The organism is Hymenobacter pini, from assembly GCF_020421205.1.
GTDB lineage: Bacteria > Bacteroidota > Bacteroidia > Cytophagales > Hymenobacteraceae > Hymenobacter > Hymenobacter pini.
Map to the genome: position 1 here is coordinate 226404 of NZ_JAIZZH010000002.1, position 18514 is coordinate 244917.

At 60.2% G+C, this 18514-nt stretch carries 20 protein-coding genes; 8 read left to right on the forward strand and 12 right to left on the reverse strand.

From position 1 onward, the window contains the following. Positions 1 to 232: 232 nt before the first annotated feature. Both LF252_RS07380 and LF252_RS07385 read right to left on the reverse strand, forming a co-directional pair. Entirely contained in the window at positions 233 to 1111 is an 879-nt protein-coding gene (locus LF252_RS07380) for an alpha/beta hydrolase family protein (RefSeq protein ID WP_226268936.1), read from the reverse strand. Positions 1112 to 1175: 64 nt separating this feature from the next. Beyond that, on the reverse strand, positions 1176 to 2171 hold the full coding sequence (locus LF252_RS07385) for an aldo/keto reductase (protein WP_226268937.1): 996 nt from the start codon (positions 2169 to 2171) through the stop codon (positions 1176 to 1178). A 176-nt stretch (positions 2172 to 2347) separates the two neighbouring features. Here LF252_RS07385 and LF252_RS07390 point away from each other — a divergent pair, with 176 nt between their 5' ends. After that, positions 2348 to 2782: a hypothetical protein gene (locus tag LF252_RS07390; protein WP_226268938.1), complete on the forward strand. Its 435-nt coding sequence runs from the start codon at positions 2348 to 2350 to the stop codon at positions 2780 to 2782. 65 nt (positions 2783 to 2847) lie between these two features. Here the strand turns inward: LF252_RS07390 and LF252_RS07395 are convergent, their stop codons facing one another. Beyond that, the gene (locus tag LF252_RS07395) at positions 2848 to 3456 is read right to left on the reverse strand and encodes an acyl carrier protein phosphodiesterase (protein WP_226268939.1); all 609 of its coding nucleotides are present in this window, start codon (positions 3454 to 3456) and stop codon (positions 2848 to 2850) included. A 143-nt stretch (positions 3457 to 3599) separates the two neighbouring features. Between LF252_RS07395 and LF252_RS07400 the strand changes: the two genes are divergently transcribed. Both LF252_RS07400 and LF252_RS07405 read left to right on the forward strand, forming a co-directional pair. Next, the gene (locus LF252_RS07400) at positions 3600 to 4112 is read left to right on the forward strand and encodes a pyridoxamine 5'-phosphate oxidase family protein (RefSeq protein WP_226268940.1); all 513 of its coding nucleotides are present in this window, start codon (positions 3600 to 3602) and stop codon (positions 4110 to 4112) included. Positions 4113 to 4194: 82 nt separating this feature from the next. After that, positions 4195 to 4887, forward strand: a complete 693-nt coding sequence (locus LF252_RS07405) for a spheroidene monooxygenase (protein ID WP_226268941.1) — start codon at positions 4195 to 4197, stop codon at positions 4885 to 4887. Positions 4888 to 5060: 173 nt separating this feature from the next. Here LF252_RS07405 and LF252_RS07410 read toward each other — a convergent pair whose 3' ends face one another. Further along, positions 5061 to 6431, reverse strand: coding sequence for a DUF389 domain-containing protein (locus tag LF252_RS07410; RefSeq protein WP_226268942.1), 1371 nt, complete (start codon positions 6429 to 6431; stop codon positions 5061 to 5063). Positions 6432 to 6572: 141 nt separating this feature from the next. Between LF252_RS07410 and leuS the strand changes: the two genes are divergently transcribed. Continuing rightward, entirely contained in the window at positions 6573 to 9350 is a 2778-nt protein-coding gene (leuS, locus tag LF252_RS07415) for a leucine--tRNA ligase (RefSeq protein ID WP_226268943.1), read from the forward strand. Between the two features lie 126 nt (positions 9351 to 9476). Here the strand turns inward: leuS and LF252_RS07420 are convergent, their stop codons facing one another. The 3 genes from LF252_RS07420 to LF252_RS07430 all read right to left on the reverse strand — a co-directional run bounded on the left by LF252_RS07420 (position 9477) and on the right by LF252_RS07430 (position 11663). After that, complete coding sequence (locus tag LF252_RS07420) at positions 9477 to 10214, reverse strand: SDR family oxidoreductase (RefSeq protein WP_226268944.1); 738 nt, start codon at positions 10212 to 10214, stop codon at positions 9477 to 9479. Positions 10215 to 10290: 76 nt separating this feature from the next. Further along, positions 10291 to 11181: an AraC family transcriptional regulator gene (locus tag LF252_RS07425; RefSeq protein WP_226268945.1), complete on the reverse strand. Its 891-nt coding sequence runs from the start codon at positions 11179 to 11181 to the stop codon at positions 10291 to 10293. A 122-nt stretch (positions 11182 to 11303) separates the two neighbouring features. Further along, positions 11304 to 11663 (reverse strand): MmcQ/YjbR family DNA-binding protein, encoded by a 360-nt coding sequence (locus tag LF252_RS07430; RefSeq protein ID WP_226268946.1) that lies wholly within the window; start codon positions 11661 to 11663, stop codon positions 11304 to 11306. Between the two features lie 98 nt (positions 11664 to 11761). Between LF252_RS07430 and LF252_RS07435 the strand changes: the two genes are divergently transcribed. Continuing rightward, positions 11762 to 12433: an NDR1/HIN1-like protein gene (locus LF252_RS07435; protein ID WP_226268947.1), complete on the forward strand. Its 672-nt coding sequence runs from the start codon at positions 11762 to 11764 to the stop codon at positions 12431 to 12433. Positions 12434 to 12513: 80 nt separating this feature from the next. On the opposite strand, the gene LF252_RS07440 is transcribed toward LF252_RS07435, so the two are convergent. After that, entirely contained in the window at positions 12514 to 12687 is a 174-nt protein-coding gene (locus LF252_RS07440) for a DUF6728 family protein (protein ID WP_226268948.1), read from the reverse strand. Between the two features lie 136 nt (positions 12688 to 12823). On the opposite strand from LF252_RS07440, the gene LF252_RS07445 reads away from it, so the two are divergent. Next, positions 12824 to 13291: a nuclear transport factor 2 family protein gene (locus tag LF252_RS07445; RefSeq protein WP_226268949.1), complete on the forward strand. Its 468-nt coding sequence runs from the start codon at positions 12824 to 12826 to the stop codon at positions 13289 to 13291. A gap of 97 nt (positions 13292 to 13388) precedes the next feature. Here the strand turns inward: LF252_RS07445 and LF252_RS07450 are convergent, their stop codons facing one another. The 4 genes from LF252_RS07450 to ispG are packed head-to-tail and all read right to left on the reverse strand — an operon-like array spanning position 13389 to position 16998. Beyond that, a complete protein-coding gene (locus LF252_RS07450) occupies positions 13389 to 14054 on the reverse strand; it encodes a Rossmann-fold NAD(P)-binding domain-containing protein (RefSeq protein ID WP_226268950.1) in 666 nt (221 codons plus the stop codon). Between the two features lie 32 nt (positions 14055 to 14086). Beyond that, positions 14087 to 14482, reverse strand: coding sequence for a hypothetical protein (locus LF252_RS07455; RefSeq protein WP_226268951.1), 396 nt, complete (start codon positions 14480 to 14482; stop codon positions 14087 to 14089). A 4-nt stretch (positions 14483 to 14486) separates the two neighbouring features. Beyond that, positions 14487 to 14900, reverse strand: a complete 414-nt coding sequence (locus tag LF252_RS07460) for a hypothetical protein (protein WP_226268952.1) — start codon at positions 14898 to 14900, stop codon at positions 14487 to 14489. Positions 14901 to 14922: 22 nt separating this feature from the next. Further along, positions 14923 to 16998: a (E)-4-hydroxy-3-methylbut-2-enyl-diphosphate synthase gene (gene ispG, locus LF252_RS07465; protein ID WP_226268953.1), complete on the reverse strand. Its 2076-nt coding sequence runs from the start codon at positions 16996 to 16998 to the stop codon at positions 14923 to 14925. A gap of 143 nt (positions 16999 to 17141) precedes the next feature. Between ispG and LF252_RS07470 the strand changes: the two genes are divergently transcribed. Together LF252_RS07470 and LF252_RS07475 are read left to right on the forward strand one after the other, a co-directional pair. After that, positions 17142 to 17630 (forward strand): TlpA disulfide reductase family protein, encoded by a 489-nt coding sequence (locus LF252_RS07470; RefSeq protein ID WP_226268954.1) that lies wholly within the window; start codon positions 17142 to 17144, stop codon positions 17628 to 17630. Between the two features lie 118 nt (positions 17631 to 17748). Continuing rightward, positions 17749 to 18375 carry a thioredoxin family protein gene (locus tag LF252_RS07475; RefSeq protein ID WP_226268955.1) on the forward strand — a complete coding sequence of 209 codons (627 nt, stop codon included), beginning with the start codon at positions 17749 to 17751 and terminating at the stop codon, positions 18373 to 18375. The last annotated feature ends 139 nt before the right edge of the window (positions 18376 to 18514 follow it).

The following is an 18514-nucleotide window of genomic DNA, read 5'->3' on the forward strand; positions in this document are numbered from 1 at the left end:
TAATAACAAAACTGTTTAGAAATTCGTCAAAAGTATTAGCACGTCATGCAGAGCGCAGCGAAGCATCTCGCGTGCTGACGTTGCCAAACTATGTGTCACGCTTCATCTGTCGTCCGCTTGTCGAAGCATCTTTACCGCTTCGTCCGGATTAGCCTGCAACCTCAGCACGCGAGACTCCTCGACTTCGCTCGGAATGACGTTCGATTACACTTTGCACAGCTTAACAGCTGAGTCAGATGGTTTGCCGGATGAACCGGAGAATTTCCGGATACAGCTCTTCGTGAAACTGGCTTCGATTGAAACCAGGCGGGTCCTGAGACGGCGGGAAGGCCGGACTGGTGCGCGCCGCCGGAAACGGGCTGAGAAAAGAGAAATGCCCGGCATCTTTGACTACTCGGTAGGTTACCTGGCCGGCGTCGGGCACCCCGCGTAGCACGGTTTCCACGTGCTGAGGCGGGATAAACTCGTCCTTCTCCCCGGCCAGCAGCAACACCGGCACCCGCACCTGTGCCAAGGAGCCAGCAACCCCAAACCACGGCACGGCCGGGGCCAGCAGCACCAGCGCCTTCACCCGGGCATCGGCCGGGGGCACCGGAATAAGCTGGGGCGGCGCGGCAGTAGGCTCCCGGGAAACCGACCAGGGCTGCCCCCCAACGGCGGCCAGCGCCGTGTAGCCGCCCAGGGAGTGGCCAATCAGCACCACGCTTTCCGGCTGTAAAACCGACGACACGCGCGCATCCTGGAGCAGGGCATCAAGCGCCAGCTGCAGGTGTCGGGGCCGGGCCGGGAGGTTTTGCGGGGTGTGGGCCCACGTGTCATCAGCGCGGTTATTGTGCGGGTGCTCCGGCAGGGCTACCACCACGCCGTGGCGGGCCAGGTAGTGCGCCAGGTTGCGGTGGGTAAGCCCCGAGCCCCCGGTGCCGTGCGAAATGAGCACCACCGGAAACCGGCCGGCCCGCACGGGCGCATCCGGGGCTACTTCCAGCTCATACAAGCCCACGGGGTGCAGCCGGGCGGGCGTATCGGTGGGGTACAGAACGGTCAACGGAAAGGTCAGGTCCAGCTCCGGGTCGGCCACTTCCGCCGCGCAATAGCCTACAAAATCGGGCATACAGGTCAGGGGGTTGAGGCCCGAAGTACGTCATTGCGCGGGGGAGTTGAGCCCGGCGCTGCCTTTAAAATCCTTCGGGGTACGCCGCGCCCACGGGGCCGCCCACGGGCACAATGGCGTCCAGCTCGGCTAACTCCTGCGGGCTGAGCGTGATGCTGGCGGCGGCTACATTCTGCTCCAGATACTTGCGGCGCTTGGTACCCGGAATGGCCACCACGCCCTGGGCCAGCACCCAGGCCAAAGCCAGCTGCGCCGACGTTACGCCTTTGGCAGCGGCCAGGGTTTCCAGCTTCCGCACCAGCTCCAGGTTCTTGTAGAAATTCTCGCCCTGGTAACGCGGAAAAAACCGGCGGGAATCGTTGGCCTCGAAGTCGTCGGGGCTCTTGATGTCGCCCGACAGAAAGCCCCGGCCCAGCGGCGAATAGGCCACGAAGCCAATGCCCAGCTCCCGGGCCGTTTGCAGCGCGCCGGTTTCTTCCACGCCCCTGTCGAACAGCGAATACTCGGTTTGCAGGGCAGTAAGGGGGTGCACGGCGTGGGCCCGGCGCAGCACGTCGGCCGGCGTTTCCGATACGCCCAGGTAGCGCACTTTGCCTTCCTCCACGAAGCGGCTCATCTCCCCGATGCTGTCCTCGATGGGCACCTGCGGGTCTTGGCGGTGCAGGTAATAGAGGTCCACGTACTCGGTGCGGAGGTTGCGCAGGGAGCGTTCCAGGCACTTGCGGGCGTAGGCCGGGTGGCCGTTGAGCTGGCCGGTAAACGTGCCGTTGTCGTCTACTTCAAAACCGAATTTAGTGGCCAGGATAACCTCCTGGCGGCGGCCGGCAATGGCCAGGCCCACCAGCTGCTCGTTCAGCAAGGGGCCGTAGAGGTCGGCAGTGTCCAGCAGGTTCACGCCCAGCTCCAGGGCCCGGTGCAGGGTGGCCAGGCTTTCCTGCTCGTCGGCCTCGCCGTACACGCTCATACCACCTACGCCGCTGGTCATGCCCATGCAGCCCAGACCTTCTACCGGAACTTCCAGACCCTGGCTGCCCAGGGGTACTCGTTTGAGGTTTGTCATGGTGCTGTATATCAGATAAGTGATTGAACAGCACAAAGGTGTGGCCCGGCTGGCCCGGCAGAGCTACACAAACCCGCGCATCTGCAATACAAACCGCCGGAAACTCACTGGTAGTAGCTGCTTGCTACCCCATTCCTTGTTTCTTTGCTACAGTGTTCCTCCTATCCTATTTACACATGTTCCTTTCCACCTCATTCCACCGTTTATCAGTTGGAGTAGTTCTACTCTCGCTCGGTACACTTTCCGCTTGCTCCGAAAAACCCGACGAACCCGCTCCGCTGCCGGGCCGCTGGAACCTGGTAACCCAACACAGCATCAACACCGACGTAACCACGGGTCAGGTAGTGGCTGAGCAGCACTTGGCCGGTACGGCAGCTGACTATCTGGTCATTTCCATCACCTCTTTCGACGAGTACCGGGACAACCAACTGCACTTCACGGCCCCCTACACCTACGCCGGCTCCACCATCAGCATGCAAAGCACCAACCCGCGCACCGATTTGTCGCGGGAAGTTCGGGAGTTGACCAGCAACAAGCTCGTGCTACACTACAAGCTTCCCGTTATCGTCAATAACCAGCAGGTTACGATTGACGCCACGTATTCGCGCTGATTGGCAGCTGCCTAACTTTCTACGCCCTAACTGATGATACTATCCATCTGTTAGGGCGTTCTTTATTATGAGGAACTCTGCATTTCCTCCACCGCCCCCCGCAACTCCGGCCAGAACTCCGCGAAATCCGCCTCGTAGGCGAGTAACTCCGCCAGGAACGCGGCGGCTCCGGTAGCCAGCACCCCGGCGGCGGGTACGCGGCGGCTCAGGCCCAGCAGGGCGCGGTGCAGGCCTTCGGGGCGGGCGTAACCGGTTAGCCAGTCGTGCTGGCGCATGTAGTGCAGCATGTGCTGCAGGCGCTCCGGCAACTCGTGGCGGCGCTGGTGCAGCAGCTGGTACTGGCGCTGGGCGAACTGCGGCAGCGGCTCCTCGGGGTGGTACTGGGCAAAGTCGCGGGCCAGCAGGTGGTCGAACCCCACATCCGACACCACCCCGGCCCACTTGCCCAGGCCGGCCTCCCGCAGACGGGCGGTGGTGCGGCGCACGGCTGGGTGCTGGTCGGTGAAGGAATCAATGAAGCGGTGCAGCCGGATGCCGCGCTGCACGGGCTCGGGGTAAGCCAGCAGGCCGGCGCGGCCCCGCACGGCCTCGGCCGCGAAGTTGCCTACCACCACATCGGCGTAATGGGGGTTGGTGGGAGAACCGGAAAGCAGCAGGTGGGCGAGAAAATTCATAGGGTGCGGAAGGTCGGCAAAATACGGCCGGCGGCCCGGTTGAGCTCAACCCGGGGCCGGGCCCGGCCGTACAGGCAACAGGCCAAGCCGGTTTTCGGCTGCCTTTCCGTTGATTTTCTATTCTTTCCCCACACTCGCTTCCCATGTCCACGCAACCCAACGTCACCAACGACCTCTCTACCCTGCTCGATAAAATCAAGGACGTGCGCATTGCCATGCTCACTACCCAGGACGAGGATGGCAGCCTGCGCAGCCGCCCCATGTTCACCCAAAAGCCCGATGGCAGCAGCGCCTTGGTGTTCCTGACCGATAAGGATTCGGCCAAAGTATACGAGGTAAAAAAAGACAGCCACGTAAACCTGAGCTACGGCAAACCCGACGACAACGTGTACGTGTCGGTATCGGGCCGCGCCAACGCCTACCGCGACCAGGCCGAAATCGACAAGCTCTGGAGTGAGCCCATGCGCGCCTGGTTCCCCAAAGGCAAAGACGACGAGAGCATCTACATCCTGAAAGTGGAGATTGAGAAAGGCGAATACTGGGACACGCCCAGCAGCCTCCTCACCCAAGCCGTAGCCTACGTGAAAGCCCTGGCCACCGGCGAGCGGAGCACCTCCGACGATGTGAATGAGCACGCCAAAGTAGAAGTGAAGTAAGTTTACCTCACTGAACCCGCAAGAAGGGCCGGAAGCAGTTCCGGCCCTTTTTTGTTTTCTTGAAGCCTCAGCAACTCTCACTGTGCCACTCACTACCCTTTCCATCCTTACTCTCCTTCCTAACCAGCGGCGCTGGGGCTTTGCGCAGATGGGCACGGCCCAGCGGCCGTTGCAGCACGTACCGGGCCTGCGGTTTCAGAAGCTGCTGGGCAGTGGTGCGGATGGCTTTGGGGCTTTGCCCAACCTGCGACGCTACGGGTTTATGGCCGTGTGGGACTCGGAAGAAGCCGCTCAGGAGTTCTTTACCAAGCACCCGCTGTGGCAGCAGTACCAGCAGCGCACCTGGGAAATCTGGACGGCCCGGCTGGCGCCTGTCAAGTCGCACGGATTATGGGACGGGGTAAATCCGTTTGACTACGAAACTGAGACGCAAGCAGCGGATGGGCCGATGCTGGTGCTTACCCGGGCTTCTATCCGCTGGCAGAAAACGCCCCGGTTCTGGCGCTACGTGGCTCCGGTAAGTGCCACCGTAGCCGATGCCCCCGGAGTACGGGCCGCCATTGGGCTGGGCGAGCTGCCCATTGTGCGCCAGGCCACCGTCAGCCTCTGGGAATCCCAGCAGGCCATGCAGGACTACGCCTACCGCAGCCCCAAACACAAAGAGGTGATTCGCCTCACCCGCCAGGAAAACTGGTATGGCGAGGAACTGTTTGCCCGGTTCCGCGTGCTGGATGCGGAAGGCACCTGGGACGGCCACAATCCCGCCGCGCAGTAGCCAGCAACAGGTATATCAAACAACGAGCTACTAGCCCGTCATTCCGAGCGAAGTCGAGGAATCTCGCGTGCTGACGTTGAATTACTAGCACCACATCAGCACGCGAGATTCCTCGACTTCGCTCGGAATGACGTTCAAAAAGTTACGCAAGAACCCGCCAACATACTTCAACCCTACCGCAACACCGGCTGCACCAGCAGCTGCACCCGGGGCTGATTGGTGCGCACGCGCAGCCACTCGCCTACCCGCTGCCGCTCGAGCCGGAGCAGGGAGTCGCGCACATCTAAGCTCACTACTAACACCGTGTCAGCTGGTAAGGAGTCGGCCAAAGCCGGGCGGGGCAGGCGCGTGAGAGCCAAGCGGCGCACGGCGGGGTGCTCTACCTGCACCTCGCGCAAGAGAGTGGAGGCAGCCGGCAGTCCGACCCCGGCAGTGGCGGCCAGCTGTTGCAAACGGGCCACTTCGGCAGCGGCTGGTGCCGGCTGCGGCGTCTGTCGGGCGCGCACGTCGTTTAGCAGGCTGCGGCGGAATGCTTCTGCATCCAGCGAATCATAGGCCTGTAGCCCTTGGCGCACTACCAGCGTGGTGGGTGCCAGGCGGTAGCGGCCCAGCTGCCGGCGCACCTGGCCCAGCCGGGCCGTGTCTACGGGGCGCCCCACCAGCAGCAGATTGATGCGGCGCTGGCGGGCGTCAATCTGGCGGGTAGCCACGTAGGCCCCCGGAAAGCTGAGCTGCTCCTCCACAAACTGCTGGGCCTGGTGCTCGTACACGGAGCGCTGCACAATGCCGTAACCCAGCCACACGCTGGGCGCGGCCACTACCACGGCGGCGGCCAGCATCAGGCGGCGCACCCGTCGGGCCCGGCTCTCATCCTCGAACTGGTGCGCGGGCAGCCGCAGAAACCGCATCACCAGAAACGCCGCCAGCGTGATAAACACGCAGTTGATGGCAAACAAGTAGAACGCCCCGGCCGCGTAGCGCCACTGGCCCGAGGCCAGCCCGTAGCCCACCGTGCACAGCGGCGGCATGAGGGCCGTGGCAATGGCTACGCCGGGAATCACGTTACTTTTCTCGCGGCGCGTGAGGCCCACGGCCCCGGCCAGCCCCCCAAACAGGGCAATGAGCACGTCCCAGATGGTGGGCTCGGTACGGGCCAGCAGCTCCGACTGTGCCTCGTTCAGGGGCGTGAGCCAGAAGTACAGGCCCGAGGTGAGCAGGCTGATGCCTACGGCCAGCAGCAGGCTCTTTAGGGCCCGGCGCAGCAGACCGGGGTGGTTGGTAGCCGCGCTGTAGCCCAGCGTCACCAGCGGCCCCATCAAGGGTGAAATCAGCATGGCCCCAATGATGACGGCCGTGGAGTTGACGTTGAGCCCCACCGAGGCAATGAGAATGGCGAAGATGAGCACCCACAGATTGGTACCCCGAAAGGTGGTGCTGGACTCCACGCTTTCGGCAATATCCTCGGGCGCGGCCATGTCATCCCGCAAATCAAAGCGCTGGCGCAGCCAGCGCAGCAGCAGGGCCGGGTACTCAGATAAAGGCATACTGTTCAGATTTAGCTCTTCTCCTACGGCTCAGCTGGCGGGGCGTTCGGCCGGCCCCAATGGCAGTTGGCATAAAAAAGCCGCCCCGCCCCCGTTTTTCCGTAATTTCGCCCGTTCCGATTAACCGTACCCCGACTGCCCATGCCCGGCTACCATCCCCAGGATATTGAGAAGAAGTGGCAAGCCCACTGGAAAGAGCACAATACCTTCAAGGCTGACAATCAGTCCGAAAAGCCCAAATACTACGTGCTGGATATGTTCCCGTACCCCTCGGGCGCGGGCCTGCACGTAGGGCACCCGCTGGGCTACATTGCCTCCGATATTGTGGCCCGCTACAAGCGCCTGCAGGGCTATAACGTGCTGCACCCCATGGGCTTCGACTCGTTTGGCCTGCCCGCCGAGCAGTACGCCATCCAGACCGGCCAGCACCCGGCCATTACCACGGAGCAGAACATCAGCACCTACATCAAGCAGCTGTCTTCCCTGGGTTTCAGCTACGACTGGAGCCGGGAAGTGCGCACCTCCGACCCGGAGTACTACAAGTGGACGCAGTGGATTTTCCTGAAGCTGTTCAACTCCTGGTACAACCTCGACACCGACCGGGCTGAGCCCCTCAAAACCCTGCTGGAGAAGTTCGAGCAGAACGGCAGTGAAGGCATCCGCGCGGCCGGTGACGAGGAGGAGCGCCACGCCTTCACGGCCGGCCAGTGGAAGATGTTCACGGAAAAGCAGAAGCTGCAGGCCGTGCACCCCTACCGCCTGGCCTACCAGCAGGATACCTACGTGAACTGGTGCCCCGGCCTGGGCACAGTGCTCAGCAACGATGAAGTAAAAGACGGCCTCTCGGAGCGGGGTGGATTCCCCGTGGAGCGCCGCCTGATGCCCCAGTGGAACCTGCGCATCACCGCCTACGCCGACCGCCTCCTCCAAGGCCTCGATACCATCGACTGGCCCGATGCGGTGAAGGAAATGCAGCGCAACTGGATTGGCAAGAGCATCGGAGCCGAGGTAACCTTCCAAGTACAGGGCCACGAGCAGGCGCACATCAAGGTGTACACCACCCGCGTGGACACCATTTACGGCGCTACCTTCTTAGTGCTGGCACCCGAGCACGAGCTGGTGCAGGAGTTGACCACGCCCGCGCAGCAGCAGGCCGTGCAGGACTACCAGGACGCCACCAAGCGCCGCTCGGAGCGGGACCGGATGGCTGATACTAAAACCGTATCGGGCGCTTTCACCGGGGCCTATGCTATCAACCCCTTCACCAACGAGCCCATCCAGATTTGGATTGCCGATTACGTGCTGGCCGGCTACGGTACCGGCGCCGTAATGGCCGTACCCTCCGGCGACCAGCGTGACTACGTGTTTGCCAAGCACTTCAACCTGCCCATCGTGCAGGTAGTGGATCAGCAGCAGATTGACGAGCAGGCCGACCCCACCAAGGAAGGCACCTACCTCCACGGCCTCATCCAGGGCCAGAACTACAAGCAGGCCACCCAAACCCTGATTCAGGAGCTGGAGCAGCGCGGCATTGGCAAGGGCAAAACCAACTTCCGCATCCGCGACGCCATCTTCGGCCGCCAGCGGTACTGGGGTGAGCCCATTCCGATTTATTACAAGGACGGCGTGGCCTACGGCGTGGCCGAAGCCGACCTGCCCCTAGTGCTGCCGGAAATCGACGAGTACAAGCCCACTGAAACCGGCGAGCCACCCCTAGGCCGCGCCAAGAACTGGAAATACAAGGGCCAGTACGAGTACGAGCTGAGCACCATGCCCGGCTGGGCCGGCTCCAGCTGGTACTACCTCCGCTACATGGACCCACACAACGCCGAGCGTTTCGTGGGCGAAGAGGCCGAGCAATATTGGCAGAACGTAGATTTATATCTCGGTGGCGCAGAGCATGCTACGGGCCACTTGCTCTACTCCCGCTTCTGGCACCTGTTCCTAAAAGACCTGGGCCTGGTAACCGCCAACGAGCCCTTCCAGAAGCTCATCAACCAAGGCATGATTCTGGGCCGCTCGAACTTTGTGTACCGCATCAACGGCACTAACACGTTCGTGACGCTGGGCAAGAAAGACCAATACGAAACCACCGCTTTGCACGTGGACGTGAACATCGTCAACAACGATGTGCTCGACACTGAGGCTTTCAAGAAGTGGCGGCCGGATTACAACTCGGCCGAATTCGTCTTAGAAGATAATGGCACCTATGTGTGCGGCTGGGAAGTTGAGAAAATGTCGAAAGGCAAATTCAACGTAGTGAGCCCCGACACGCTAGTGAGCCAATACGGCGCGGATGCGCTGCGCCTGTACGAAATGTTCTTGGGGCCGCTTGAGCAGTACAAGCCCTGGAATACCAACGGAATGAGCGGCGTGGCCGGCTTCCTCAAGAAGCTCTGGCGCCTCTACCACCCCCAGGATGGCGACTTCGCCGTGACGGATGAGGCTGCCAAACCCGCCGAGCTGAAGGCCCTGCACAAGGCCATCCGCAAGGTCGAAGAAGACATTGAGAAGTTCTCGTTCAACACCACCGTCAGCGCCCTGATGATTACCGTGAACGAGCTGACCGCCCTCGACTGCCACAAGCGCGCCATTCTGGAGCCGCTGGTGGTGCTGTTGTCGCCCTACGCCCCGCACCTCTCGGAGGAGCTGTGGCAGAAGCTGGGTCACGCGCCCGGCTCCATCAGCCAGGCCACCTACCCCGAGTTCCGGGAAGAATACCTGGTGGAAGACACCGTGAACTACCCGGTGGCCATCAACGGCAAGGTTCGCGAGCAGCTGCAGTTCCCGGCCACGGCTACGTCCCAGGAAATCGAGGCCGCCGTGCGCGCCACCGATATTCTGGCCCGCTTCGCCGAGGGCAAAGAAGCCAAGAAGGTGATTGTGGTGCCCGGCCGCATGGTGAACATTGTAGTGTAGAGAATTTGAGCTGTTAGCTGCTGGCTAGTAGCTGTTAGCGAAAAGGCCCGCCGGTTTATCCGTCGGGCCTTTTTCATTGTACGTCTTTCGTATCGAGCAGCACTTGTACAGACTGACACGCTGGACCTACCAGGGACTGATACCGGTTTCCGGGGCGTTATCGTCGCTGAAGAACTGGCTGGTGGGGCCATCGGGACCTAGTAGAGCGGCTTTCACTACGCGGGCAGCAGCATCGTGCACGGTGCCGGGGCCGCTGTGGTGGTTGAAGTCGGTGGCGGTGTAGCCGGGGTCCACGGCGTTTACTTTGAAGGGCGTGTCGCGCAGCTCGTAGGCCAGCATGATGGTGTAGGCGTTCAGGGCGGCTTTGGAGGGCTGGTAGGCAGCTCCTTTCACCGGGTAGTATTTCCAGGAAGGGTCGTTGTGCAGCGTGAGGGAGCCCAGGCCCGAGGTGACGTTCACAACGCGGGGCTCGGTGGAGGCTCGTAGCAGGTCGATAAACGCCTGGGTTACCTCAATTACCCCAAATACATTGGTTTCGAACACTTCCTTAATCACGCGTACATCGGTGCCCAGCGCCGGCTGCGACATGCCGCCCAGGATACCGGCATTGTTAATGAGCACATCCAGCACCGGCGTTTTCTGGCCCAGAGTCTGGCGGGCGGCAGCAATGGAGGCGCGGTCAGTTACATCAAGCTGCAGCGGCTCCACATGCAGGAAACCTTCGGCGTGAAGTTGGGCGGCGGCCTCCTGGCCTTTTTGTAAGTCGCGGCTGCCCAGGTACACGTAGTAGCCGTTTTGCAGGAGCTGGCGGGCGGCTTCAAAGCCAATGCTTTTATTGGCCCCGGTGATAAGTACGGTTTTCATGGTAGTGAAGTATCTGTAAGTGAACAGCACAAAACTACCGGGCCCCGTTTGCGCCGCTGGCACCCATTCCGCGGTATTACTGGTACATTTCCCGGATGGTGGTGCGGTAGGCGGCCGGCGTTACGCCGGTTTCGCGCTTAAAAAACCGGTTGAAGTACGAAGCGTCGGCAAAGCCCAGGTCGTAGGCAATTTCCTTGAGCGAGTGGTGCGAGTAGAACAACAGCCGCCGGGCCTCCAGCACCCGCCGCTCGTGGATGTGCTTAATGGCCGATTTACCGCTTTGCTCCTTCACTACCTCGCTCAGGTGGCCCGCCGAAATGTTCAGCAAAGCCGCGTAAGCACCCACCTCGTGCAGCTCCCGGAAGTTCTCCTCGATTTTGGCTTGGTACGCATTCAGCAAAAACTTGTCTACCGAAACCTCCTGGGCCGCAAACTGCTCGGTGTAGAGGCGGCTCAGGTAGGTCAGCAGCACGGCCAAATGGGCGCTGAGCATGCGGTGCTGCCACTCGCCGGGGCTGGCGTACTCGGCCTCAATCTTCCGCAGGGTTTCTTCCACAAAGGCCGCATCCGTGGCAGATAGCCGCAGCTCGTGCCCATTGTGCGGGTTCTGAATAAGCGGCAATTCCAGCAGTGCCGCGTTCTGCTGCAGGGCCAGAAACTCGGGAGTGAAGGAGAAATGGGTTCCCCAGAAAGGGGTAGGGTCCTCTTTCACCAGCACCTGCTGAGGCGTACTGAAGTAAAAGCTGTTGGGTGCGTGCTCGTAGGGAATCGTATCTACCCAGTGCCGCCCCACGTTGCGCTGCACAAACACCAGCAGGTAGAAATCCTTGCGGTGCGGCTGCAGCAAATCCGCCTCATACACAATGTCTCCCTCTGAGCGCGTAAGGCTGAAGAACTTGTTGCCGGGTTTGGCTCTCTGCTCAAATGCATGAACAGGAACGGATAGCGCACTGTATAGCGTGTACATAATTCCAAACAACCGTTTCCGACAAACAGCCCGCGTGCACCAGGGTAGTAGCGGCGGGTATGGCCCCTCTACCCCCATGATGAGCTGGCCCCTATCCTCGGGCAGTGCTTTCCCTTACAAACTTATTGCTCGGCTTCGGCCAGCTCCTCGCGCAGTTTCTTGGGCAAGGAGGCGCGCACCAGTTCATAGGAATGGTCGATGAGCTCCCGCAGTTGGCCGTTGGGCACGCCGGTGCCAATGAGCACGGTGTTCCAGTGCTTTTTGTTCATGTGGTAGCCGGGCAGCACGTAGTCGTGGGCCTCGCGCAGCTCCACGGCCCGCTCCGGGTCACACTTGAGGTTGATACTGCCGAACGTGTCGATATCGGTGAGGGCAAACACTTTGCCGCCCACCTTAAACACCAGCGTACTGGGTCCGAAAGGCGTTTCTTCGGTCACGCCGGCTTTCAGCAGGCAGTAGTCGCGGAAATCTTCAATGTTCATGGCAGCAACAACATTATGGCCAATCCAAGCTCAACAGTAACCGGCTGGTAACGGAGTAGGTATAGCAATTTATCTATTCTTCTTTTTCTCTTTTTCGCATGACTCGCCCCACCATTACCAAAACCCGTCTTCCGCTGGCTCTGCTGGGCCTTTTGCTTATCCTAGGGCTCAGCCGCTGCGGTATTTCCGAGCAGGTACAACAGGCCAAAGCCTTTAAAAACGCGCAGTTCCGACTGGCTTCCGTGCAACAGGCTACCGTGGCCGGCATTGATGTAACCGGCGTGCGCCAACCCGGCGACCTGAGCACCCTCGACAAAGCCCGGCTGGCTTCGGCCTACGCCACCGGCAACCTGCCCCTGCGCATGCTGGTGAACCTGGAAATCCGCAACCCCAACGACGAAACGGCCGCCCTCAACGAGCTGGACTACATTGCCCTCATCGACGGCAAGCAGGTAGCCACTGGCCGCACCACCCAGCGTATTGAGGTAGCCCCCAACGGCACCACCATTGCCCCCATAACTGTGGAAAGCAACCTGCGCGAAGCCATGGGCGAACGGTCGGCGGAAGCGTTGGCCGACCTAGTACTGGGCCTGGCCGATCGGGACCGGGAACCGCTGCGCCTGACCATGCGGGTGCGCCCCACCTTCATCACCAGCAACGGCCGCCGTATTGCGCCCGCCGGCTACGTTGACGTAAACAAGGAGTTTACCGCCGGGGAGGTGCTGGATGCCATTGACCGCCGCCGCGACTCCGTTAACGCCCGCCCCTAGCGCCAATTCCGCTTTCAGCCAAAAACGGCCCCGCATCTGTTACACGTCAGGTGCGGGGCCGTTTTTGGCTGAGCACGGGCTTAGCGCAGAAACCAGCGGTAGAGCAGCACCAACAGGGCCACCAGAAACATGGCCATGCTCAGCTTATTGATGAAGTGCATGGTGCGCAGGTTGAAATTGGTATGGCGCGCGGGGTCGTTTTTCCGAAAGAAATAGCCGAGGGCCGGGCCGAAATTAAACAGGTCTTTCCGCATGAGGCAAAGGAGCTTGGAGTTGTAAAAGTAACACCGTCGGCGGCAGAAAGATTTACGCGGCGCGCTATTTACCTTGGGGCCGCAACCCGCGCTCTGGGTGGCCGTCTTTTTTGCTCACCCTTCACTTCCTGCCCCTATGTCCAAATGCTACGCTCTGCTCGCGGCTACGCTCCTCTTCACGGCTGCCACAGCCCAAGCCCAAACCACCGCCTCCGAAACGGCCGCCGTGCAGGCTACTATCAACCGCTTTTTTGAGGGCATGCGCAAGGGCGACAGCACCGTAGTACGGTCTACGCTGGCTCCCGGCGCAGTGTTCCACGTAATTTCGGCCCGCCCCGGTCAGCCGGTCCGGCTGCTGCCCGAAAGCCCAGCGGCCTTTTTGAAGGCCGTGGGCACGCCGCACAAGGAAGTTTTTGATGAGCGCATCACCTTCGACAAGGTGCTGATTGATGCCAACCTGGCCAGCATGTGGACACCCTACGAGTTTTACCTGGGCAGCACCTTCAGCCACTGCGGCTACAACTCGTTTCAGCTGGTAAAGCTGGCCGAGGGCTGGCGCATTGCCCACATCATTGATACGCGGCGCAAGGAGAAGTGTAAGTAAGAACGGTGTAGAGACGCGAATACGCGTCTCGTCGTTGACCGACTGTAAGCGCAGCCGGTAAACAACATCAGCAACAACGCGACGCGAATACACGTCTCTACTCCTTTGCCGCTGCCACAACATCCGGCACTTCCAGTACCGGCTTGGAGTAGCCGCGTTGCGCTACGTGCAGCATGGCCTGGCCCAACTCCTTTAAGGTAGAAGCAAACTTGGGCGCTACGCCCCGCAGCACCGGGTACAGCCAGCCGAAATACTTGTAGTAGGACAGCACGTGCCGCTGGCCAGGAGTAGCGCGCAGAAAGCCCGGCCGGAACATAAACGCCTGCCGGAAACCCAGCTGCCGCAGCTCATTTTCGGTTTCGCCCTTCACGCGGGCCCACATCTGCCGGCTGCGTAGCGTGTCGTCGGTGCCGGAGCCCGACACGTAGCAGAACGTGAGGTCGGGGCCGTTGTGGGCCAGCAAGGTGCGGGCGAAGTGCAGCGTGAGGTCGTAGGTGAGGCGGCGGTATTCCGGCTCCTGCATCCCCACCGACGATACACCCAGGCAGAAAAAGCAGGCATTGTAGCCCGTAAGCTGATCGGCAATGGGCCCCAGGTTCTGAAAATCCTCGTGCAACAGCTCCCGCAGCTTGGGATGCTGGTGCCCACTAGGCCGCCGGCTGATGCTGAGCACCTGCTCCACCTCGGGGTTTTGCAAACATTCCAGCAGCACTCCTTCCCCCACCATGCCGGTCGTGCCGGTTAATATCACGCGTAGTTTCATGCTGGGGAGGACGGATGAGCGGCGCGGATGTTTTAACACTTAAAATTCAGCGGCGGATAGTCTAAACGTTGAATGTCGCACTTGCCGCACTCTATTCTTATCGACGGCAAATGGTCAATAGACAAAGTAACTGCCATTGCGCATCCCTGTTGAGAGGACGACTGTTTCACACACTTAAATTCATCTATCCGAAAACCCAAGCTATGCCGTGATGCTTTGGCAAGAGCCGCATTCACCGAATCTTGTATCCACTGGACCTTACTACCATTACTGATGCCGGATATAATTAACTGCCACCATGATATCCGCCTATCATCATTTTTCCAAATGACCACTTGAAGCCGGGCACGCCCAGGATGAAACAGAAACTGATCCACCACTGCGTCATGCAATGATGGATCAGTTTCTGAATTACGGAAGTCACGCATAGCACTACCTGGTGATAGTCAGAAAAACATCTTCTTCCAACTCGAAACCGTAACGCTGGATTTCATGAAGACTTGTGCTTTTTCGCTCAGTTGGGAGTTGCCATTGATTACCAGCCCAGCAGGTATGAAGCTCTACTGTGTCCTCCTGTGAGAGTGCAGAATCAATGAAGGCCAGCAAGGCATTTACTGAACTGGAATTCTTCGCGACTAACTCAGCATCTTCGAAATCAATGTCGTTGGCAAATCCGCAGGAGCATCCTTGCCAGGAGCCCAGATGGTATATGTTCTTTTTAGTGAAGTGCGGGGCTACTGCCGCATCAGAAGCAGCAATTGGCTGCACGCTAAAAACAGGTTCTTTAGCATCTAACGCCACCAAAGGCAAATCAGCATCTGCTCCGAGGTAAACGTAGTAGCACATATTAAAACGGTAATCAAGCCGCCTACCCCACCACTGGCTCTTCCAGCAGCACAGGCTCAATCCAGCGGCCGTCTTCGCGCATGAGCTCGATAAGTTCGTCCACGGCGCGTTCTTCGGGGACGGATTTCTTGATGACTTCCTGGCCGCGGTAGAGGGCAATTTTGCCTTTGCCCACGCCCACGTAGCCGTAGTCGGCGTCGGCCATTTCGCCGGGGCCGTTCACTATGCAGCCCATGATGCCGATTTTCACGCCCTTCAGGTGGTCGGTGCGCTTGCGGATCATGGCGGTGGTTTCCTGCAGGTCAAACAGGGTACGGCCGCAGCTGGGGCAGCTGATGTACTCGGTTTTGCTCATGCGGGTGCGGGCCGCCTGCAGAATGCCGAAGCTGAGTTGGTTGAGTTGGTCCAGCGTGGTCAGCCACTCCTCCTTGCTACGCTCGGGCAGCAGCTCGGTGCTCAGCACCACCCCGTCGCCGAGGCCGTCGAGCAAGAGGCCGCCCACGTCGGTGGCGGCGTAGAGCTGGGTTTGCTCGGGTGTGAGCTCCGGATACTGGCGGTTGACGATGACGGGGTTGGGCACGCCGTGGTTCAACAGCTCGAAAAACGCGCGCCGGATTTCGGGCATGGCGTGGGCGTTATCGGTATAGAGGATAATAACGGCCGTGGTATCCTCGCGCAACTGGGCCAGCGCGGAGGGCGTGAGGGAAGCCAGGTTCTGGAACACGAAGTTCAGCTCTGGGTGGCGGGGGCCAGCCGTGGCGTACTCCGTCGGGGTGAGCACCGGAAAGTGGTCGGGGCGCTGGCCGGCATCCAGCCAGGCGGTGTAGTCCACGGCTTCCTTGAGGCCGTTGGGCAGCATAAACGGAATGGGGCGCTGGCCCGAGTACACGTAGTCGGCCCCCAGGTCGTTCATCTGAAACTTGTCCAGGAACGCCGAGTACAGATGCCCCACGGCGCGCAAATCGGCGTATTCCAGACTGGGCAGCCGCGAGAGGTCGGCCATTACGCGGGGCACGTTCTGCCCGCCCAGGTTCAGCACCTCCCGCGTACTGCGGCGGTGGTACTGGAACGGGTCGATGGGGATACCTGCGGAGCTGTTAGCTGATGGCTGTTGGCTGTTGGCTTCGTTCGACGGAGAGCTATCAGCTAACAGCTCTGAGCTAATAGCTGAAATGGGGCTAATAGCTTTAATAGGCTTGGCCTCGGCGGCGCGGTTTGTATATCTATCAATCAACGCCTTGGCAACCGGCGCTTCGGCTTCGGGGGCTTCGGTGAGGGATACGCGCACGGTGTCGCCGAGGCCGTCTTCGAGCAGCGTGCCAATGCCCACGGCCGACTTGATGCGGCCGTCTTCGGCCTCGCCGGCTTCGGTTACGCCCAGGTGCAGCGGGTAGGGCTGCAGGCCTTCTTCATCGAGCTTCTGCACCAGCAGGCGGTAGGCCTGCACCATCACCTGGGTGTTGCTGGCCTTCATGCTCAACACCACGTCGTAGTAGTTTTCCTCTTCGCAGAGACGCAGGAATTCCAGCGCCGACTCCACCATGCCCAGGGGCGTATCCCCGTACCGGCTCAAAATCCGGTCGGACAGGGAGCCGTGGTTGGTGCCGATGCGCATGGCCGTGCCGTACTGCTTGCAGATTTGCACCAGCGGGCGGAACCGCTCCCGGATGCGCTCCACCTCGGCGGCGTAGCTGCTGTCGGTGTACTCGATAACGTCGAACTTCTTTTTGTCGGCGTAGTTGCCGGGGTTCACGCGCACCTTCTCCACGATTCGGGCGGCCAGTTCGGCAGCGTTGGGCGTGAAGTGGATGTCGGCAATGAGGGGCACGTTGCAGCCCCGCTTTCGCAGCTCCTTTTTGATTTCGAGCAGGTTCTGGGCCTCCTTCACGCTGGGGGCCGTGATGCGCACGTACTCGCAGCCGGCCTCCACCATGCGCAACGTCTGCTCCACCGAGCCCAGCGTGTCCATCGTGTCCACGGTAGTCATGCTCTGCACCCGGATGGGGTTGAGCCCGCCCACGGGCACGTCGCCGATTTTCACTTCACGGGAGAGGCGGCGCTTGTATTCGGTGAGGCTGGGGCAATAGATTTTGTTCATAACCCGGTTGGGAGGCGTTTTTCTAGAGGATAACAAAGGTACGCAAGGTTTGTGCTCTACGAAGTAGCGGCCGGAACGGTCCGGTTTCGCAACTTCGGGCGGCGTTCCGCTGTCTTATGCTGCATACCCCCTTTTCTGTTAACATGAAGTACCCCAAATTCATTGCCCTGCTGGTGGGCCTGTTGCTGGCCACTGCCGCCCAAGCTCAACAGGTACAGGTAATTAAGCTACCCGAGCTGCAGAAGCGCCTCGCCCGCCCCACCGATACTACCTACGTGGTGAACTTCTGGGCTACCTGGTGCGGACCCTGCGTGAAGGAGCTGCCCCACTTCGATAAGCTGACCACCACCTATAAAAATCAGAAAGTGAAAGTGCTGCTGGTGAGCATGGACTACGCCTCCCAGCTGGATAAAAAGGTGAAGCCCTTCGTTGCCAAAAATGCGCTAAAATCGGACGTGGTGCTGCTCAACGAAACCGACCCCAACCTGTACCTGGCCAAAATTGACCCCAAGTGGACCGGCTCCCTGCCCTTCACCCTGCTACTCAACAACGCCCGCCACAAACGCCAAACCTTCGAGCAGGAATTCACCGCCGAGGAGCTGCAGAAACAGCTGCAGGCGTTTATGCAATAATCGTCTGTTATTCCGACCGAAGTGAGGAATCTGAGTTTACTACCTGAATAGCTTAACCCAGATTCCTCTCGCTGCTCGGAATGACAAATTCCACTCACCTCTTTTCCTCTTCAATCCCATGAAAAAGCTACTTCCCTTGCTGGCGGCCTGCCTGGTGCTGGCTCTCAGCAGCTTCGTGTTTCTGCGCCCTGTGGCCGAGGCCGGTTACAAAATAGGCGACACAGCCGCCGACTTCAAGCTCAAAAACGTGGATGGCAAGCTCCTGTCCCTGGCCGATAACAAGGCCGCCAAGGGCTACATTGTGGTGTTCACCTGCAACACTTGCCCCTACGCTCAGGCCTACGAGCAGCGCATCATTGACCTGCACACCAAGTACGCGCCCCAGGGTTACCCGGTAGTGGCCATCAACCCCAACGACGCGGCCACCGTGCCCGGCGACTCCTTTGACGAGATGCAGAAGCGGGCCAAGGCGAAAAAGTACGCCTTCCCCTACCTCCAGGACGAGACCCAGCAGGTAGCCCGGCAGTTTGGCGCCACCCGCACGCCCCACCTCTACGTGCTTACCCGCCAGGGCAACAGCTTTGTGGTGAGCTACATCGGGGCCATCGACGACAACTCGGAAGATGCCAAGCTGGTAAAGACCAAGTACCTGGAAAACGCCATGACGGAACTTGTGGCGGGCAAGCCGGCCACCGTGAGCACCACTAAAGCCATTGGCTGCACCATCAAGTGGAAGAAGGCCTAGTATAAGGCCAAAGTAAGCTGCGCAATTAGGTAGCGTCTACCGTTGAGGTAGGCGCTTTTTTGTTGCCCGAAGTTTGGCAGCCCATGAGCAGAATCCGTACTTGCTCAGATAAAGAAATGCGCAAACTGAACAGTAAGCC

Excerpts from the sequence above, each read along its gene's own strand:
- LF252_RS07380 (WP_226268936.1), bottom strand. The coding sequence starts at position 1,111 with ATGCCCGATTTTGTAGGCTATTGCGCGGCGGAAGTGGCCGACCCGGAG.
- LF252_RS07385 (WP_226268937.1), bottom strand. The coding sequence starts at position 2,171 with ATGACAAACCTCAAACGAGTACCCCTGGGCAGCCAGGGTCTGGAAGTT.
- LF252_RS07390 (WP_226268938.1), top strand. The coding sequence starts at position 2,348 with ATGTTCCTTTCCACCTCATTCCACCGTTTATCAGTTGGAGTAGTTCTA.
- LF252_RS07395 (WP_226268939.1), bottom strand. The coding sequence starts at position 3,456 with ATGAATTTTCTCGCCCACCTGCTGCTTTCCGGTTCTCCCACCAACCCC.
- LF252_RS07400 (WP_226268940.1), top strand. The coding sequence starts at position 3,600 with ATGTCCACGCAACCCAACGTCACCAACGACCTCTCTACCCTGCTCGAT.
- LF252_RS07410 (WP_226268942.1), bottom strand. The coding sequence starts at position 6,431 with ATGCCTTTATCTGAGTACCCGGCCCTGCTGCTGCGCTGGCTGCGCCAG.
- leuS (WP_226268943.1), top strand. The coding sequence starts at position 6,573 with ATGCCCGGCTACCATCCCCAGGATATTGAGAAGAAGTGGCAAGCCCAC.
- LF252_RS07420 (WP_226268944.1), bottom strand. The coding sequence starts at position 10,214 with ATGAAAACCGTACTTATCACCGGGGCCAATAAAAGCATTGGCTTTGAA.
- LF252_RS07425 (WP_226268945.1), bottom strand. The coding sequence starts at position 11,181 with ATGTACACGCTATACAGTGCGCTATCCGTTCCTGTTCATGCATTTGAG.
- LF252_RS07430 (WP_226268946.1), bottom strand. The coding sequence starts at position 11,663 with ATGAACATTGAAGATTTCCGCGACTACTGCCTGCTGAAAGCCGGCGTG.
- LF252_RS07435 (WP_226268947.1), top strand. The coding sequence starts at position 11,762 with ATGACTCGCCCCACCATTACCAAAACCCGTCTTCCGCTGGCTCTGCTG.
- LF252_RS07440 (WP_226268948.1), bottom strand. The coding sequence starts at position 12,687 with ATGCGGAAAGACCTGTTTAATTTCGGCCCGGCCCTCGGCTATTTCTTT.
- LF252_RS07445 (WP_226268949.1), top strand. The coding sequence starts at position 12,824 with ATGTCCAAATGCTACGCTCTGCTCGCGGCTACGCTCCTCTTCACGGCT.
- LF252_RS07450 (WP_226268950.1), bottom strand. The coding sequence starts at position 14,054 with ATGAAACTACGCGTGATATTAACCGGCACGACCGGCATGGTGGGGGAA.
- LF252_RS07455 (WP_226268951.1), bottom strand. The coding sequence starts at position 14,482 with ATGCGTGACTTCCGTAATTCAGAAACTGATCCATCATTGCATGACGCA.
- LF252_RS07460 (WP_226268952.1), bottom strand. The coding sequence starts at position 14,900 with ATGTGCTACTACGTTTACCTCGGAGCAGATGCTGATTTGCCTTTGGTG.
- ispG (WP_226268953.1), bottom strand. The coding sequence starts at position 16,998 with ATGAACAAAATCTATTGCCCCAGCCTCACCGAATACAAGCGCCGCCTC.
- LF252_RS07470 (WP_226268954.1), top strand. The coding sequence starts at position 17,142 with ATGAAGTACCCCAAATTCATTGCCCTGCTGGTGGGCCTGTTGCTGGCC.
- LF252_RS07475 (WP_226268955.1), top strand. The coding sequence starts at position 17,749 with ATGAAAAAGCTACTTCCCTTGCTGGCGGCCTGCCTGGTGCTGGCTCTC.